The sequence below is a fragment of the Nocardia sp. NPDC005998 genome (genome assembly GCF_040614395.1).
In the GTDB taxonomy this organism is placed as follows: domain Bacteria; phylum Actinomycetota; class Actinomycetes; order Mycobacteriales; family Mycobacteriaceae; genus Nocardia.
The window spans coordinates 106818-121766 of sequence record NZ_JBEXUI010000008.1 but is presented as its reverse complement, the minus strand read 5'-3'; the positions used below and the strand labels follow the sequence as shown (position 1 = coordinate 121766).

15 protein-coding genes and 1 pseudogene are annotated in these 14949 nt (G+C 65.9%); 9 read left to right on the top strand and 7 right to left on the bottom strand.

The genetic code is table 11. From position 1 onward, the window contains the following. Positions 1–199 precede the first annotated feature (199 nt). The 5 genes and pseudogenes from ABZ293_RS14335 to ABZ293_RS14315 all read left to right on the top strand — a co-directional run bounded on the left by ABZ293_RS14335 (position 200) and on the right by ABZ293_RS14315 (position 5133). Positions 200–904 carry a WYL domain-containing protein gene (locus tag ABZ293_RS14335; protein WP_355180591.1) on the top strand — a complete coding sequence of 235 codons (705 nt, stop codon included), beginning with the start codon at positions 200–202 and terminating at the stop codon, positions 902–904. Positions 905–996: 92 nt separating this feature from the next. Further along, complete coding sequence (locus tag ABZ293_RS14330) at positions 997–1374, top strand: VOC family protein (protein ID WP_355180589.1); 378 nt, start codon at positions 997–999, stop codon at positions 1372–1374. A 242-nt stretch (positions 1375–1616) separates the two neighbouring features. Further along, positions 1617–3287 carry an NTF2-like N-terminal transpeptidase domain-containing protein gene (locus ABZ293_RS14325; protein WP_355180587.1) on the top strand — a complete coding sequence of 557 codons (1671 nt, stop codon included), beginning with the start codon at positions 1617–1619 and terminating at the stop codon, positions 3285–3287. Positions 3288–3394: 107 nt separating this feature from the next. Beyond that, a pseudogene (locus ABZ293_RS14320) lies at positions 3395–3505 on the top strand (DNA-binding response regulator); the annotation flags it as partial. Positions 3506–3600: 95 nt separating this feature from the next. Then, positions 3601–5133, top strand: coding sequence for a HAMP domain-containing sensor histidine kinase (locus ABZ293_RS14315; RefSeq protein WP_355180585.1), 1533 nt, complete (start codon positions 3601–3603; stop codon positions 5131–5133). Positions 5134–5148: 15 nt separating this feature from the next. On the opposite strand, the gene cqsA is transcribed toward ABZ293_RS14315, so the two are convergent. Further along, positions 5149–6387, bottom strand: a complete 1239-nt coding sequence (gene cqsA / locus ABZ293_RS14310) for an alpha-hydroxyketone-type quorum-sensing autoinducer synthase (protein ID WP_355180583.1) — start codon at positions 6385–6387, stop codon at positions 5149–5151. Between the two features lie 150 nt (positions 6388–6537). Between cqsA and ABZ293_RS14305 the strand changes: the two genes are divergently transcribed. Both ABZ293_RS14305 and ABZ293_RS14300 read left to right on the top strand, forming a co-directional pair. After that, entirely contained in the window at positions 6538–7194 is a 657-nt protein-coding gene (locus ABZ293_RS14305) for a response regulator transcription factor (RefSeq protein ID WP_354951129.1), read from the top strand. Continuing rightward, the gene (locus tag ABZ293_RS14300; protein ID WP_355180581.1) at positions 7191–8357 is read left to right on the top strand and encodes an ATP-binding protein; all 1167 of its coding nucleotides are present in this window, start codon (positions 7191–7193) and stop codon (positions 8355–8357) included. The genes ABZ293_RS14305 and ABZ293_RS14300 overlap by 4 nt, the downstream gene beginning before the upstream one ends. 39 nt (positions 8358–8396) lie before the next feature. Here the strand turns inward: ABZ293_RS14300 and ABZ293_RS14295 are convergent, their stop codons facing one another. From ABZ293_RS14295 to ABZ293_RS14275, 5 genes are all read right to left on the bottom strand, one after another. Beyond that, positions 8397–8789, bottom strand: coding sequence for a hemophore-related protein (locus ABZ293_RS14295; RefSeq protein ID WP_355180579.1), 393 nt, complete (start codon positions 8787–8789; stop codon positions 8397–8399). A gap of 284 nt (positions 8790–9073) precedes the next feature. Beyond that, positions 9074–10804 (bottom strand): aminotransferase class V-fold PLP-dependent enzyme, encoded by a 1731-nt coding sequence (locus ABZ293_RS14290; protein ID WP_355180577.1) that lies wholly within the window; start codon positions 10802–10804, stop codon positions 9074–9076. Then, positions 10801–11568 carry an amino acid ABC transporter ATP-binding protein gene (locus tag ABZ293_RS14285; protein WP_355180575.1) on the bottom strand — a complete coding sequence of 256 codons (768 nt, stop codon included), beginning with the start codon at positions 11566–11568 and terminating at the stop codon, positions 10801–10803. The genes ABZ293_RS14290 and ABZ293_RS14285 overlap by 4 nt, the downstream gene beginning before the upstream one ends. Next, positions 11561–12436 (bottom strand): amino acid ABC transporter permease, encoded by an 876-nt coding sequence (locus ABZ293_RS14280; RefSeq protein ID WP_354951138.1) that lies wholly within the window; start codon positions 12434–12436, stop codon positions 11561–11563. The genes ABZ293_RS14285 and ABZ293_RS14280 overlap by 8 nt, the downstream gene beginning before the upstream one ends. Continuing rightward, on the bottom strand, positions 12423–13364 hold the full coding sequence (locus tag ABZ293_RS14275; RefSeq protein ID WP_355180573.1) for an ABC transporter substrate-binding protein: 942 nt from the start codon (positions 13362–13364) through the stop codon (positions 12423–12425). Before ABZ293_RS14275 ends, ABZ293_RS14280 begins: the two co-directional genes overlap by 14 nt. Between ABZ293_RS14275 and ABZ293_RS14270 the strand changes: the two genes are divergently transcribed. Together ABZ293_RS14270 and ABZ293_RS14265 are read left to right on the top strand one after the other, a co-directional pair. Further along, positions 13350–13973, top strand: a complete 624-nt coding sequence (locus ABZ293_RS14270) for a transposase (protein WP_355180571.1) — start codon at positions 13350–13352, stop codon at positions 13971–13973. The two genes, ABZ293_RS14275 and ABZ293_RS14270, sit on opposite strands and share 15 nt — an antisense overlap. After that, positions 13886–14272 carry a zinc ribbon domain-containing protein gene (locus ABZ293_RS14265; protein ID WP_355180785.1) on the top strand — a complete coding sequence of 129 codons (387 nt, stop codon included), beginning with the start codon at positions 13886–13888 and terminating at the stop codon, positions 14270–14272. The genes ABZ293_RS14270 and ABZ293_RS14265 overlap by 88 nt, the downstream gene beginning before the upstream one ends. On the opposite strand, the gene ABZ293_RS14260 is transcribed toward ABZ293_RS14265, so the two are convergent. Next, on the bottom strand, positions 14242–14913 hold the full coding sequence (locus ABZ293_RS14260; protein ID WP_355180569.1) for a class I SAM-dependent methyltransferase: 672 nt from the start codon (positions 14911–14913) through the stop codon (positions 14242–14244). The genes ABZ293_RS14265 and ABZ293_RS14260 overlap by 31 nt on opposite strands. Between the last annotated feature and the right edge of the window lie 36 nt (positions 14914–14949).

Below are 14949 nucleotides of genomic sequence, written 5' to 3'. Positions count from 1 at the left end.
AATCGCGCAGACGGCATGACACCCGCTGGGAACCGGCCGTCTCGCGGCCTACAACGAATACGGCAACGCACTTGCGCCGCCGACCCATGAATTCCGATCCCGCGGTGGGGCGCACAAGAGTCGAGACGGTGTCCGATAGACGACCGATCGCGCACCAACGGCACATCTTGCTGTCGGTGGCAGGCGCTACGGTGGCGGCGTGAACCGTACGGATCGGCTCTATGCGATCGTCGAGGAGTTGCGGGCGGTGGCGCCGCGCGTGCGGACCGCACGTGAATTGGCGCAACGGTACGAAGTGAGCGTTCGCACGATCGAACGTGATATCGCGGCCCTGCAGCAGGCGAGCATTCCGGTCTACGCGGATGTCGGCAGACGCGGCGGGTACGCATTGGAGAAGAGCATGTCGCTGCCGCCGCTCAACTTCACCCCGGCCGAGGCCGTCGCACTCGCCGTCGCATTGGCGCGCAGTGCGGCGACGCCGTTCGACCAGGCCGGGCAGAGCGCCCTGCGCAAGATTCTCGCGGTGATGTCGGATCAGAACGCCGCCGCCGCTCGCGCGCTGGCCGCGCGGATTCGGCTGATGGAACCGGTGGACGCGCCACCCGCCCAAGCGATCCCGTCGGTCATCGCACAATCGATCGAAGCCGGACGGGTGCTGCGGATCAGCTATTCGGATCGCTTCGGCGCATACAGTGAACGCGAGGTCGAGCCGAACGCATTCCTCAGCGGCTCCAATGGCTGGTACCTCGTTGCCTGGTGTCGGCTGCGCGAGCAGTCCCGCAGTTTCCGGCTGGACCGCATCGGCGCGGTGACAATGACCGATCTGCCGATAGCGCAGCGCCCCCTCGAAGGCACCGGATCCGATATCCCCGACGATCTCCAGCTGCGCACCGTCGCGCTGTGAAATATCGCGGAAAACACCGACAGGGGGGTGTCGCGCAGCCGGGTGATCGTGGTCGGGCAAGACAACGATCACCGATCCCGAGGAGACGACAAGTGAGCACTCCCCCCTTCAACACGGTGGCCTGGTTCCAGGTCGGCAGCGATAAGCCCGGCGAGGTGAAGAAGTTCTACGGCGACCTGTTCGGGTGGACCTTCGACGCAGACCCCAATGCCGATGCCTACGACCTCGTCAGCTATCCCGACAGCGAGGGCCTGAGCGGCGGCATCGCGCACACCCCCGATGCCTCGGGCAATCACGCCACCTTCTTTGTGGTCGTGCAGGATGTGGCGGCCACCGTCGCCGCCGCCGAACGACTCGGCGGAAAGGTGTCGGTACCACCGGTTACCGGCAAGGACGGGCTGATCTTCGCCCACATCCAGGACACCTCCGGAAACGACTTCGGCATCTTCAGCCCGCCGCCGCAGTCGTGATCCGGCGCTAGACAGGGGGCGGAGCTGTCAGCCTCCGCCCCTTCGGCGCACACCCATATCACTCGGGTCCGCGACACAGTCCGTCGCATCGCCATGGCGATGCGTTTCGACTCCATAGCTTTTTGGCAGCTATCGGATCGAGGCGCTGAAACGTCCACGGCCCCCCGTTATCCTCGAATCACTTGACTTCCAGGGAGTTACCGGATCCGGGTGGCCATCATCTGGCCGTTGAAATCGCACGCTTGATCTCGAGAATCGAGGTTCGCGATGGAGAGTTGGCCGATGGCAGACACAACACCGGACCGCCGCCGATGAGGTGCGGTCGTCTGCTCAGTGCGCTGGCCGCGGTGGTGCTCGCGGTGGGGATCGGCGGGTGCGCATATTCGTTCGCCAAGTACCCCGACGACGCCAGGGTTACAGTCGACGAGTTCACCGAACTGCTCAATAAACGGAAAGCGGACAATGCCGCGAACCTGACCTCCCAGCCCAACAATGCCATCGTGTCCTTACGGCAGATATTCGACGGACTGGGCCCCGGGACGCCGGAGTTCCGGGTGGTCCAATTCATCGTCTTGGACAGCACGGAGGCGATCTTCACTCTGCAGGGGGCATGGGCATTCGGACAGGATCGGAACTGGAGCTATGAGTCCCAGGGCACGGTGCGGAAATTGGCGACCGGCTGGCGCATCTCCTGGGATCCCACCATCGTTATTCCGCATCTGGACAACACCCACACGGTTCAACTGGTCCGCGCATACGCACCACCGCCACCCATCGTGAAGGACGGCCACGGACAGACCCTCATGACCGAGCAGACCATCGATGTGGTCAAGCTCGATCCCGCCCACATTACCGATCCGATCGCCACCACCGACGCGCTGGCCAAGGCCATCGAGCCGATCGCGTCCGTGATCACAGGACCGTCCTTGCGTGAGCAACTGGCCGCCGCGCAGGGCAAGCCGGTCGTCGCGGTAAACCTGCGGGAGTCCGATTTCGCGGTCCTGGAACCGGATATCGCGCCGATACCGGGAGTAGTGACCAAGGCCCAGCCACGGCTGATCGCCGCCGACCGCCGGGTGCAGTCGCCGATGCTCGATGCATTGCGCGTGGTGTGGCAGGACAACCGCGACAGATGCGCGGGTTGGGCGGTTCAGCTGTCGAGCCTGGACGGCCTTCCGATCGCCTATCTCACCGGGCAGCCGGGCACACCGGGTCCGGACGTCGCCGCGACGCTGGATCGACACTGGCAGAGCGCCGCCCAGGACGCGGTGAACTATGTCGGGAACGCGACGACCGCCGTCGTCATCAACTCCGCGACCGGAGCCATTGTCGCCGCCGCGGAGAACAACGCGGTCAGCACGAACGGATCGGCCTTCACCGGACTCGCCCCGATCGGCGGCACTACCGAATTGCTGCGCACGGCTGCGGCGAAAATCGCGCGGAAGGCACCGCAGGACGTATCCGTGGATGAGGTCACCAAGGCCGCCCATATGCTCGGTATCGGCGTCGATTTCGGGCTGACGGGCCTGGACAAGGTGACCTCACGGATCCCGACACCGGGCACCGAACAGGTCCGCCGCGGCGGTCAGGCCAGCGAGATCCAGGCCAGTGCCTACGGCATGGCGATCGTCGCGGCCACCATCGCCAGCGGCCGCATTGTTCGGCCGATGATCGAAATCGGACACCCGGCAACGGCTTCGGAGGAATCGGCGCCGCTACCCGCCGCGGTGGTCGACCAGCTCCGTCCGATGCTCGGCGGCTCCGGATATGTCGCCATCACGGGCGGACAGGGCTGGCTGCTGGCGAATATGGGTGAGCTGGCCTTCGCGATCCATGTGGAGGATCCGGACAGTAGCGCCACCCTGATCCACGCGGCCGAACGCATACTCCACCCTGAGCCCCAGCCCCAGTAGCACAACTCTCGGCGAACGGCGCGACCGAACCGAGCTCCGGAGCAGCTCACAGGAAACCCCCAGCTGGTCCTGAGCTTCGGCAACACTGGTCGCGCCACGCTGAGGTAATGAGCAGAGTCGATCCGCAAGCGCGCGTTCTCGTCGTCGACGATGAACCGATGATCGTCGAACTCCTTGCGGTGAGTCTGCGATTTCAGGGGTTCGAGGTGCAGACGGCGACCAGCGGGCGCAAGGTCGATACCACCGAGCCGAAAGTCATCGATACGCTGCGCAGCGTCGGTTACGTGCTGCGCGAACCCCGGCCGAGCCGGACATGAGGCTGCACGAGGCGCTGGCCCGGCGGGTATCGGCCATTCCGCTGCGGGTGGGACTCGTCGTCGCCCTCGTCTTCCTGGCCGCCCTGGTGCTGATGGCGACGGGGTTCGCGGTCACCTCCGCGCTGAGCCGATCCTTGACCGCGCGAACCGATGAGCAGCTCTACGATGCGGCTCGTTCGTGGGCAGAGCCGCGCCCGATGCGCCAGATCGTCACGAATGACGGTGCGATCTTATGGATTCCGGCCGAGTTGGCGGATACCCGGCCCGTTGCCCGACCGTTCATCGATCAACCGCGCCGGTTCTACGAATTGCGCAAAGGCCCCGAGGGACAGCTCTACTCGGGCACTCCCGGCACGATCGCTGGCGCCGATACGACCCCGGATGTGGTGGGGCACACGGCAGCGGTCCCGATAACGGTCGGCTCGACCGACGACTCCTCGGTGCAGTGGCGCGTGCTGACCACCAGCAACCAATTCGGCTCGACCACCATCGCGCTGCCGCTCACCGATAACCAGGAGACGGTATCGCGGCTGATCTACTTCGAACTCGGCATCGGCGCGGCGGCACTGCTCGCCCTCGGCGTCGTCGGCTATTTCGTTGTCCGACGCAGCCTGCGCCCGCTGCGCACGGTCGAGGAGACCGCGGCCGCGATCGCGGGCGGCGACCTGCACCGGCGCGTCCCGGTGCGCGATGTCGACACCGAGGTCGACCGGCTAGCGCGGTCGTTGAACGCAATGCTCGCACAGATCCAGCACGGCGTGGCCGCCACCGAGGCATCCGAAGAGGACGCCCGGCGTTCGGAACGCCGGATGCGGCAATTCATTGCCGACGCCAGCCACGAATTGCGTACCCCACTCACCACGATTCGCGGTTTCGCCGAACTCTATCGCCAGGGCGCGAGCACCGACGCACAGATGATCGTCGGCCGCATCGAGGGTGAGGCCGAGCGGATGGGCCTGCTGGTCGAGGATCTGCTGATGCTCGCCCGGTTGGATGCCAAACGCCCACTCGACCGCAGTCCGGTGGATCTGCTCGCGCTCGCGGGCGATGCGGTGCACAACGCACAGGCCATGGCGGCGCAGCAGCAGACCGACCCGCAACGCCCGATCACCCTGGAGATCAGCTCCGGGGTCGGCACCATGGATGTGACCGGTGACGAGGCACGGTTGCGCCAGGTGCTGGCGAATCTGCTCGGCAATGCCCTCGCCCACACCCCGGCCGCCGCCGCGATCACCGTGCGGCTCACCCCATCCGCCGACACCGTGCGCATCGACGTCATCGACGCCGGCCCCGGCCTGACACCGGAGGCCGCCGCCCGAGTATTCGAGCGGTTCTACCGCACCGACGATTCCCGCACCCGAGCCAGCGGCGGAACGGGTTTGGGCCTATCGATCGTGCAGGCCCTTGTGGTGGCACACGGCGGCCGGGTGAGCGTGCACAGCGAACCGGGCAGCGGCGCGACCTTCACGGTGATCCTGCCGCGCGATATCCGGCCGATGGCAGTATCCGCCGAAGCGGCTCGGGTATAGCACCGCGGCGCGGCCTCATGAGGTCGGCACCAGCGACGGTTGCGCCGGATTCGTTACGGACCTCGGCTGATCGGGATGATACGGCGCTATCGCGCCGAAGGTGTCGCGAACCTCGGCACAGACCTGAATGAGTCGGTCCACCTGCATATCGGTCAGCCCGGCATGCAGCGAGAACCGGATGAGGCAGCGTTCGGGCGCGGTGGCGGGCCAGCAGAAGACCGAGCCGAAAATGCCACGGGCCTCCAGGAAGTCACGGATGGCGATGGTGCGCTGATCCGGGCCGGTCTGCAGTGCGACGATATGGCTGGCCGAACCCTCCAGATCGAATTCCAATGCCATCAGGGCACGGCGTACGACAGCGGAGATCTCGCGCAGCCGGATCCGCCGCCAATCGTCGACGCGGACGACCTCGAGCGTTGCGGCCAGGCCCGCGATATCGTGCGGCAGCAGCGTCGCGGAGAAGACCGATGGATCGGACTCCATCTTGAAGTAGTCGACGAAATCGATATTGTTCGCCGCGATGAATCCGGCACGTCCGGCGAAAGCCGCTGCGAGGCTGGCGATTCGGAACGGCACCCGGTCCGCGAGGCCGAGCGCGACCACCGTGCCGGCACCGTAGGGGCCGTCGGTGCCGAGCGAATGCGATTCGTCGACGACCAGCACGCTGCCGGTCTCGTCGGCCACGTCACAGATCTGGGTCAGCGGACAGCGACTGCCATTGGTGCTGTAGATCGAATCCACCGCGATGATGCCGGGACCGTATTTGCGTATCTCCTCACGCAGATGGCCCGGAAAATTGTGCCGGAACGAATACACCGGCGCACCAGCCGTTTTCGCACCGTGCCACAGCGACATGTGCGCGATGTGATCGACATAGACCGGGGTGTGCGGATCGGCGATCGACTGCATCAACCCGGCGGTGGCATCCCAGCCGGATTGGCACAGAATTCCGGCGGCCGCCCGCATATGCTCGGCAAGCGCCATTTCCAGCGCGATCTGCGGGTGGTCGGGGCCGTGCACGAAGATACCCGACGGCGGCGCCGCGCCGCCGTAGTTCTGCAACGCCGCACACATCGCGCCGATGATATGCGGTTCACGGGCAAGGGCGAGATAGTCGCTGCTGGTCAGCACGACATCGCCCGGCACGGGTCTACGACCGTGCAGCAAATGCCGTCCGCCCCAAGCGGCAGCGATCCGTTCCGTATGGAATCGGCTGACGCGGACGAATATGCGGTCGGCGACCGACAAGGTCATCTGAACTCCTTTCACTGCTATCAGCTACTACAGAGCACACACCGAGCAGATTGAATCACTACCCATCGGCACATGCGCCGAAATCGCGAAGTTGATCGGTACATGTCGCACTCACAGCGACCCAACAGCATCAACAGGCACGATTGTCGGGTGCGGGTACTGGTGGTCGAGGACGAGCGGTTGCTGGCCGATGCGATAGCCGATGGGCTGCGACGGCATGCGATGGCGGTCGATGTGGTGTACGACGGGGCCGATGCGCTGGAGCGGGTCGGCGTGAACGACTATGACGTGATCGTTTTGGATCGCGATCTGCCGACGGTATCCGGCGATACCGTCTGTATCTCGCTGACCGAGGTCGGAAGCGACGCCAGGATTCTGATGCTGACGGCCGCGACGGCGGTGGCCGAGCGGGTCGCCGGACTCGGACTCGGCGCCGACGACTATCTGACCAAACCGTTCGCCTTCGCCGAACTGGTCGCCCGGATTCAGGCGCTGGGGCGGCGGTCCCGGCCTGCAACGCCGCTGGTACTCGAACGGGCCGGCATTCGACTCGACCCGCATCGGCTGGCGGTCACTCGCGATGGCGAGCCGATCTCGTTGTCGCGCAAGGAGTTCGCCGTGCTCGCCGAATTGTTGCGTGCCGACGGCGGGGTGGTGTCGGCGGAGCAGTTACTGGAGAAGGCATGGGACGAGAACATCGATCCGTTCACGGGGGTGGTGCGGTACACGATCATGATGGTGCGCCGGAAGTTGGGCGATCCGCCAGTGATCGAGACCGAAGCGGGCGTGGGGTACCGCATCCGGTGAGAGGCCGCACCATTCGACTGCGGCTGACTCTGCTGTATGCGGGCGCGTTCTTTATCGCCGGGGCGATCCTGGTCGCGCTGACCTACTTCTATCTCGATCGGTCGCTGGGGCGGCGCCACGGGATGGGCGCCCAGATACTTGTGCGCGAGTATCTGGCCAAGCGCAACCGCCCGATCGTGTCCGAGGAGTTGTATCAGGCACTGACCGCCCAGGCCGCCAAGGAACGGCGCGACACCCTGGAGGCGATGCTGGTCTGGTCGCTGGTTTCGCTGGGCGCGATCGGGATCGCGGCCGGTGGGCTGGGTTGGCTACTGGCCGGGCGGGCATTGCATCCACTGCAGCAGATCACCGCGACCGCGCGCCGGGTGGCCGATCGCAGCCTGCACGAGCGGATCGCGCTGACCGGACCCGATGACGAAATCAAGGATCTGGCCGACACTTTCGACGCCATGCTGGAGCGGTTGGATCGGGCCTTCGACGGTCAGCGGCGCTTCGTCGCCAATGCCTCGCACGAACTGCGCACACCATTGACCATCAATCGCACACTCATCGAGGTGGCACTCGATGATCCCGACGCGGCGGACTCGACGCGTCGGCTCGGAGCCACGCTCCTGGAGGTCAATCATCGGCATGAGCAGCTGATCGACGGACTCCTGGTGCTCGCGAGCAGTGCGGAACGGCTGATCGAACGCAGCCGGGTCGACCTGTCCGCTGTGGTCCGGCGGGTGGTGACCATCGCCAGCGACGCCGCCGAGCGGGCCGGTATCGAGATCCGCACCGAACTCACGGCGGCTCCGGTTTCCGGCGATCCGGTACTGCTGGAACGTCTGGCGCAGAACCTGGTGGACAATGCGATTCGCTACAACGTCAGCGAAAATAGTTGGGTTGCAATCAGATCGGTGAGCCTAGAGGGGAAAGGCCAACTGGTGGTAGAGAATTCCGGCCCGGTGGTACCGGCCTTCGAGGTCGACGGACTCTTCGAACCCTTCCGTCGACTGGCCACCGGCGATCGGATCGCCGAATCCGGCCATACGCCGAACATTCGCGGTGCCGGACTCGGACTGTCGATCGTGCGATCGGTCGTGCATGCGCACGGCGGCGATGTCCGGGCGGCCGCACGACCCGAGGGCGGGCTGATGGTCACCGTCACCCTGCCGAACTGACCGGGCGGGCGGCGCCGGGCAGCGCCGCCCGCACTCGGGTCAGTAGTTGTGGCAGCTGTTCGCGAGTTCGCGCAGCTTATCGATCTTCTGCTGGCCCTCGGGCGAGTTGCGCTTCTCCTCGATCTTGGTCTGCGCATCCGGGTGGTTGTCGAGCCACTGCTGAGCGCGCTGCTTGCGCTGGTCGACCGGCAGCGCAAGGAACTCTTGCAACTTCGCCTTGCGATCGGGATGGCTGTCCAGGCGTTCGGCCAGCTTGGGTGCCTCGGCGTGAATGGCCGCGTCCACCTGGGCGAAGGTGCATGTCGTGTCGATCAGTCCGCCGCCGACACCCGGCTGCGCCGAAGCCGTCGCGGGAACCAGTAGCGCCCCCGCCGCCAGCAGACCGCCGAGCGCAACGGCGGTTCGCATGATTCCGGTACGGGTGAATGTCATTACGAGTGACCCTTTCCATTGGCGATCGGATCACGGCGGCAGTGCCGCGACCCGATGCACAGTCCACCAGGCCCGGTGTTTGCACAGCGCTAGGAATCTGCCGGGTCTGGCAGCGTGGCGCCTGTCCCATTGCCCGTGTTCATGGGTCAGCCGATCCGTCGTGCGCCCGTCCGCGAGAGTTCGCCGAGTCCGCCTGAACCTGTCGCTGTTCGCGGACACGGACTGGTCGCCGGTGATCAGTGCTTCCGCGTCCACAGTGATGTCTCCTCCTGGTTGGCGCGGGGTCAGGCCCGAATCTCATTGAGGTAGTTGTAGATCGTGTAGCGGGTGACATCGAGGCGGCCGGCCAGGTGATCGACGGCGTCCTTGATGAGGAAGAAACCGGCCTCGTCCAGTTCGCGCACGACCGACGCCTTATGGGTCTTCTTCATCAGATCCACCGGGATGCCGACCTTACCGATGGCACGATCGACCAGGAAGCGCTGCAGGCTGTCGACATCGGCCACAAAGGACTCCACCGGCTGGCCGTCGCCGTCGGCGCGGGCCGATGTGTCCAGGCTATTGATACACAGACAACCGATCGCGACGCCGTCCGCATCGTGCAGAAACAGGGTCGATGAGCGGATCGGGCGGCCGTCCGGGCCATGCGTGCGGTAGTTCGTCAGATCCTGAGTCGTATTGCGGCGGACCAGCGAGAGCAGCAGGTCGGTGATCGGGCCGCCGGTACTGCGGCCGGTGACCTCACCCGCGATCGCGATGATCGAATCCGGCAGCTTGCTCAGATCATGCAGCAGCACTTCATTACCGGGCCCGAGCATGGCGGCCAGACTGGGCACCGCCGGAATCAGCGCGGTCAGCACATCGTGGGTGGCCACCGCGGCGGCGGGCAGTCGCGACGCGGTCCGTGGGCGGCGCAGTGTCTCGAGCGCTGAGCGCAGCAGATCCGCCGCGGCGGACGGGGTCGATGCGTGCGGGGACAACCGCACGTGCTCGGGTCGGACCGTCGCGGAGATGCCCGCCGCGGTCAGCGCCGCACCTACCGACTCGGCGGAGTGACCGGGCATCGTGAACGCCAGAATGCCCGCGCGCCGGTCCACCGCAGACACGATCTCGGCATCCAAACCTGCCAGCACATCGGAGAATCCGCCGATCCGCTCCGCGATCCGGGCCGCGATCACGCCGGGCCCGGCCTCTTCGACCAACTCCAGCGCCGCGGCGAACCCGCCGGCCGTGATCGGGCTCAGATGGGTCAGCGACCACGCGCTCGCTGTCGCGTCGGGCGCGTGAATCTCATCGTCGAACAGGCCAGGATCACGCGCGCCGGACCAGCCCGACAACACCGGATCCATCCGCTCCAGGGCACGGTCCGAGAGCACCGCGAACCCGGTCCCCCACCCCGCGCGCAGCCACTTCTGGCCGCCCACCACCAGAATGTCCGCGACCTGCCAGGGCTCCTCGGTGACACCGAATCCCTGAATGCCGTCCACCACCAGGAGCCGGTCGCCGACCACCTCGCGCAGCGCGGCCAGATCGGCGCGATAGCCGGTGCGAAAGTCGACGGCGCTCACGGTCACCGTGGTGATGTCATCGGTGAGTCCGGCCGCGATCCGCTCCGGTGTCGCGTACCCGCCGGACAATCGCCGCACCACTCGGCGGCCGACCTGCTCGGCACGCGCCCACGGATAGGTGTTGGCCGGAAACTCCGACGCCGAGACCAGCACCTCGCCACCGAAATTGAAGGCCGCCTGGAACAATCCGAGGCTGGTGCTCGGCAGCAGCACGGTGTGATCGGTGTCCGACCCGCACAGCCGCGCCACCGCCGCCCGGGCCCGAATCTCTTGCCGCAGTAGCTGATCCACTGTATCCGGACCGGCCGTGGTGGACTCGTGCAGCAGGCTCGCCGTGGTTTCGAGCACCGCATGCGAGGGCGGGCCGAAGCGTGCGAAGTCGAGGTACCCCGCGGGCTCGCCGAACTGCAGCAGATAGCGCGGCGAGATCCGCGTGGCCGGGCTCACTGCAGGATCCTGGCGAGAAACTGTTGCGTGCGTTCGTGTTTCGGCGCGCGCAACACCTGCGCGGGCGGCCCCGTCTCCAGCACCACACCGTCGGCGAGGAACACTACCTCGTCCGCGGCCTCGGCGGCGAAGCTCATCTCATGCGTCACGACGACCATTGTCATCCCCTCTTCCGCCAGCGTTTTCATCACTTCCAGCACCTCGCCCACCAATTCGGGGTCCAGCGCCGAAGTCGGCTCGTCGAACAGCATCAGCTTGGGCCGCATGGCCAGCGCCCGCGCGATCGCCACCCGTTGCTGCTGCCCGCCCGAGAGCTGCGCCGGGTAGGCATCGGCGCGATGGCCCAGACCGACTCGCTCGAGCAGCTCCAAGCCCTGCCGCAGGGCGGTCACGGGGTCGGCGCCCAGCACCCGGACCGGCCCCTCGATCACATTCTGGAGCGCCGTGCGGTGGGCGAACAGATTGAAGCGCTGAAAGACCATGCCGATATCGCGGCGCTGCCGGGCGACCTCGCGCTCACGAAGCTCGTGCAGTTTGCCGTCGTGCAGCCGGAAGCCGATCGGCTCACCATCGACCCAGATCCGGCCGCCGTCAATCGTTTCCAAGTGGTTGATACACCGCAGGAAGGTGCTCTTGCCCGCGCCGGAGGGTCCGAGCAGGCAGACCACCTGCCCCTTGTGCACCTCCAGGTCGATTCCGCTCAGAATTTCGTTGTGGCCGTAGCTCTTTCGCACGTTCACCGCGCGCAACAGCGGGTCAGACATGAGCCCTCCGCTTCAGCGGGGAGCCGCGCAGCGCCTTGGCGGCGCGTGCCATGACCCCCGATCGGTCTGCGCCGAAGGCGCGCTCGAGCTGATGCTGGCCCACCCCGGCGATGGTGACCACGACCATGTACCACACCGCCGCCGCCAGCAAGGTCTCCATGACGAGCAGGTTGCTGGAGGAGATGTTGTTGGCCGCGTGGATCAGCTCGGTCACGCCGATCACCGAGGCCATCGAGGTGCCTTTGAGCATATTGACGAAGTCGTTGCCGGTGGGTGGGATAATCACCCGCATGGCCTGCGGCAATACGATCCGGCGCAGGGTCGTCGCCGGGGTCATGCCAATCGCCTTCGCGGCCTCGGTCTGGCCACTGTCGACGCTGTTCAGCCCGGCGCGCACGATTTCGGCCATATACGCGCTCTCATTGAGCGCCAAACCCAAGAAGGCCGCGGTGAACGCGCTGATCACAGTATTGGTCTGGGCGTGCAGCAAGAACGGGATCTCGATCACCGGGAACACCAGCGCCAGGTTGTACCAGAGCAGGATCTGCAACAGCACCGGCAGACCGCGGAACAGCCAGACGTAGCCGCCCGCGAACCAGCGGGCCACCGGATTGGCGCTGCGCCGCAGTAGGGCGACGACAATACCGAGCACGATCGCCACGCCCTGCGAAAACACCGCCAGCACAATGGTATTGACCAGACCGGTAAGCATCACCTGATACCAGAGGAAGTCCGGTACCCGGGGCCATTCGATCTCGGCATTACCGAGCGCAATGCCCAGCAGCACCAGCAGGACTGGAATGATCGCGCCCGCGATCCAGCGCCCCCAGTGCCGCAGCCGAACGATCGGCAGCTCAGTTTCCGCCATTGATGACGGCCTCCTTGACCGCACCCTTCTCGACGCCCCACGCCCGCAGGATCTTGCCGTAGGTGCCATCGGCGATCAGTCCGTTGACGGCGCTCCGCAGCGTTTCGGCAAGTGCCCGATTCTGTTTGGTGACACCGATTCCGAAGGGGCCGCCGTCGATCGGCTCACCCGGTACGACCTCGAAGAACTTGCCGTCACCAGCGGTGCGCGAGACATAGACGGCGGTCGGCAGATCATTCACGATCGCCTGGACGCGGCCGGTGCGCAACTGGGTCTGGTTCTGGTTGTCACTCTCGGTCTCGGTGATGGTGATGGCGGACTTGCCTGCCTGGGCGCATTTGCCGCTCTGCTCGGTGACGAACTTCTGCTGGCTGGTGCCCTGCACCACCGCTACCACCTTGCCGCACAACGTATCCGGCCCGCTGACCGAGTCGGGGTTGCCCTTGCGGATCATGATCGCGATGCCCGAGGTGAAGTAGTCGACAAAGTCGATCTGCTGCTGGCGCACCTTGGTGTCGCTCATCGCCGCCATGGTCGCGTCGATGCGGCCGGACTGCAGGCTCGTGATGAGCGAACCGAACGCCATGTCCTGATGCTCCACGCCCACACCGAGTTTCGCGGCAATGGCCTTGGACAGATCGACCTCGTACCCGATGGGGGTCTTACCGTCCGCGGCGTAGAAGTTGTTGGGCGCGGACTGGATGTACGACGCCAGGTGCAGCGCACCGGCCTGGGTGATCGAGGCCGGGAGCGCTGCGTTCAGCTGCGCGTCCTTGGTCACCGACGCGATGATCGCGGTCGTGTCGGGAATGGGTGCGCTCGATGCGACGGATGTGCCACCGGCGCCATCGGATTCACTGCCGCAGGCGACGAGACAGCCGACCAGGGCCGCCAGCAGACCGAGGGGCAGGGCATGGGTTCGCGGCATTGCGGACCTCCGTTCTCTTGTGTGGCAGCGAAATTACTCTCCATTGTTGAAGATTTCAACGAGGAGTTGAAATTTCATCATGCTGCCGATCGGCGCCGGCGGAACCGTCCAACACATCGACATAGCGACGGGCGATCGCGCCCCAAATCGGGGCCGCGAGTTTGCTGCCCAGTCGCCGCCACCAGTGACGGCCGTGAACTCCACCGGACCACCGACGCCCCGCGGGCGCTCGTGGCGGGGCTGCGGCGGCAGCGTCGCCTGGCCAAAGCCGTCACGCGAAAACGTAAGGGGTCCAACAACTGGAGCCGGGCTGCAGCGCGATCAGCACGGCACCACGCGCACGTCGCCACCCGGCGGCGGCATTTTCTGCACGAGGTCTCCACTCGGTTGGTCAATACCCACGACCGGCTGGTCCTCGAAGACCTCAATACCGCCGGAATGCTGGCCAATAGGCATCTGGCCCATGCGATGAGCGATGCCAGATGGGGCGAGTTCGGCCGCCGGGTGGGCTACAAACAGCGCTGGCGCGGCGGACAGGGCTGCTGGCCGATCGCTGGTTCCCGTCCAGTCACACGTGTTCTCGTTGCGGGAATGCGAATCGCGCACTGACGCTGGCAGATCGGATGTTCACCTGCGACTGCGGCCACCGCCCGGATCGTGATCACAACGCCGCGATCAATCTCGCCGCCCAGAGCGAGACACATCATCTAGCCCAGGTCCGGGAGCCCGGAGCACGAGCCCCGGTCATCAACGTCCGCCAACGAGACGGCGTTGGCCCACACTCCGGTGTGGGTGAAACCGTCTCGGATGATGCGGAAACCGACACCCACACCATGGTTGTGGCGATGGGTTCGAACACCCGAGAAGGGTGGTGTCATCAAATGATTCGGTTGGAAGACACGCTGTAGGAAATATCGCGGCGGCGCACTCGGGCCAACCAGGCCGCCTCATCGACAATGCTGCCCGGCGTCAGGCCGAGTTCCGCAGCCTCGACGACCGCCGCGCTGACGCGTCCGCGATATCGGGCGGGCTTCAGTTCCTCCAATTCCCATCCTGCACCGAAGGCTTCGGCGATCGCGGTGCGGCTGATGCGCGGGCCGAAGCCCGGTTCGGCATCGGAGAGCGCGAGGATATGGAGCAGCCCACCGGGCTTCAGGACCCGGTGCAGACTACGGACGTATTCGGTCGGATCGCCATTGTCGAAGGCGAAGACATGGAACAACGCGCTGTCGAGAATGGTGTCGTAGCGGGGCTCATCCCCCAGTTTCAGCGCATCGGCCACCTCGAACCGCGCGAGCACCCCGTGCTCGCGCGCATTGGCCATGGCATACGCGATCGCACTCGACGAATGATCGACCCCGAGCACGTCATGGCCGAGCTCGGTCAGCCTGATGGTGTGCTCACCGGCCCCGCACCCGACATCGAGCACCGCACCCCGAATCCACCCCTGCTCGATCAACTCGAGCACCGCGGGCTGCGGCTCCCCGATCACCCATGGCGCGGATCCATCCTCATAAACGGAATCCCAGAACTCAGGAGGTCGATTCATCCCCCCAGCCTTCAACCTCAACCCCGGTTCATGTCA

Excerpts from the sequence above, each read along its gene's own strand:
- cqsA (WP_355180583.1), bottom strand. The coding sequence starts at position 6,387 with ATGACCTTGTCGGTCGCCGACCGCATATTCGTCCGCGTCAGCCGATTC.
- ABZ293_RS14315 (WP_355180585.1), top strand. The coding sequence starts at position 3,601 with ATGAGGCTGCACGAGGCGCTGGCCCGGCGGGTATCGGCCATTCCGCTG.
- ABZ293_RS14270 (WP_355180571.1), top strand. The coding sequence starts at position 13,350 with ATGGGTTCGCGGCATTGCGGACCTCCGTTCTCTTGTGTGGCAGCGAAA.
- ABZ293_RS14295 (WP_355180579.1), bottom strand. The coding sequence starts at position 8,789 with ATGACATTCACCCGTACCGGAATCATGCGAACCGCCGTTGCGCTCGGC.
- ABZ293_RS14260 (WP_355180569.1), bottom strand. The coding sequence starts at position 14,913 with ATGAATCGACCTCCTGAGTTCTGGGATTCCGTTTATGAGGATGGATCC.
- ABZ293_RS14280 (WP_354951138.1), bottom strand. The coding sequence starts at position 12,436 with ATGGCGGAAACTGAGCTGCCGATCGTTCGGCTGCGGCACTGGGGGCGC.
- ABZ293_RS14275 (WP_355180573.1), bottom strand. The coding sequence starts at position 13,364 with ATGCCGCGAACCCATGCCCTGCCCCTCGGTCTGCTGGCGGCCCTGGTC.
- ABZ293_RS14285 (WP_355180575.1), bottom strand. The coding sequence starts at position 11,568 with ATGTCTGACCCGCTGTTGCGCGCGGTGAACGTGCGAAAGAGCTACGGC.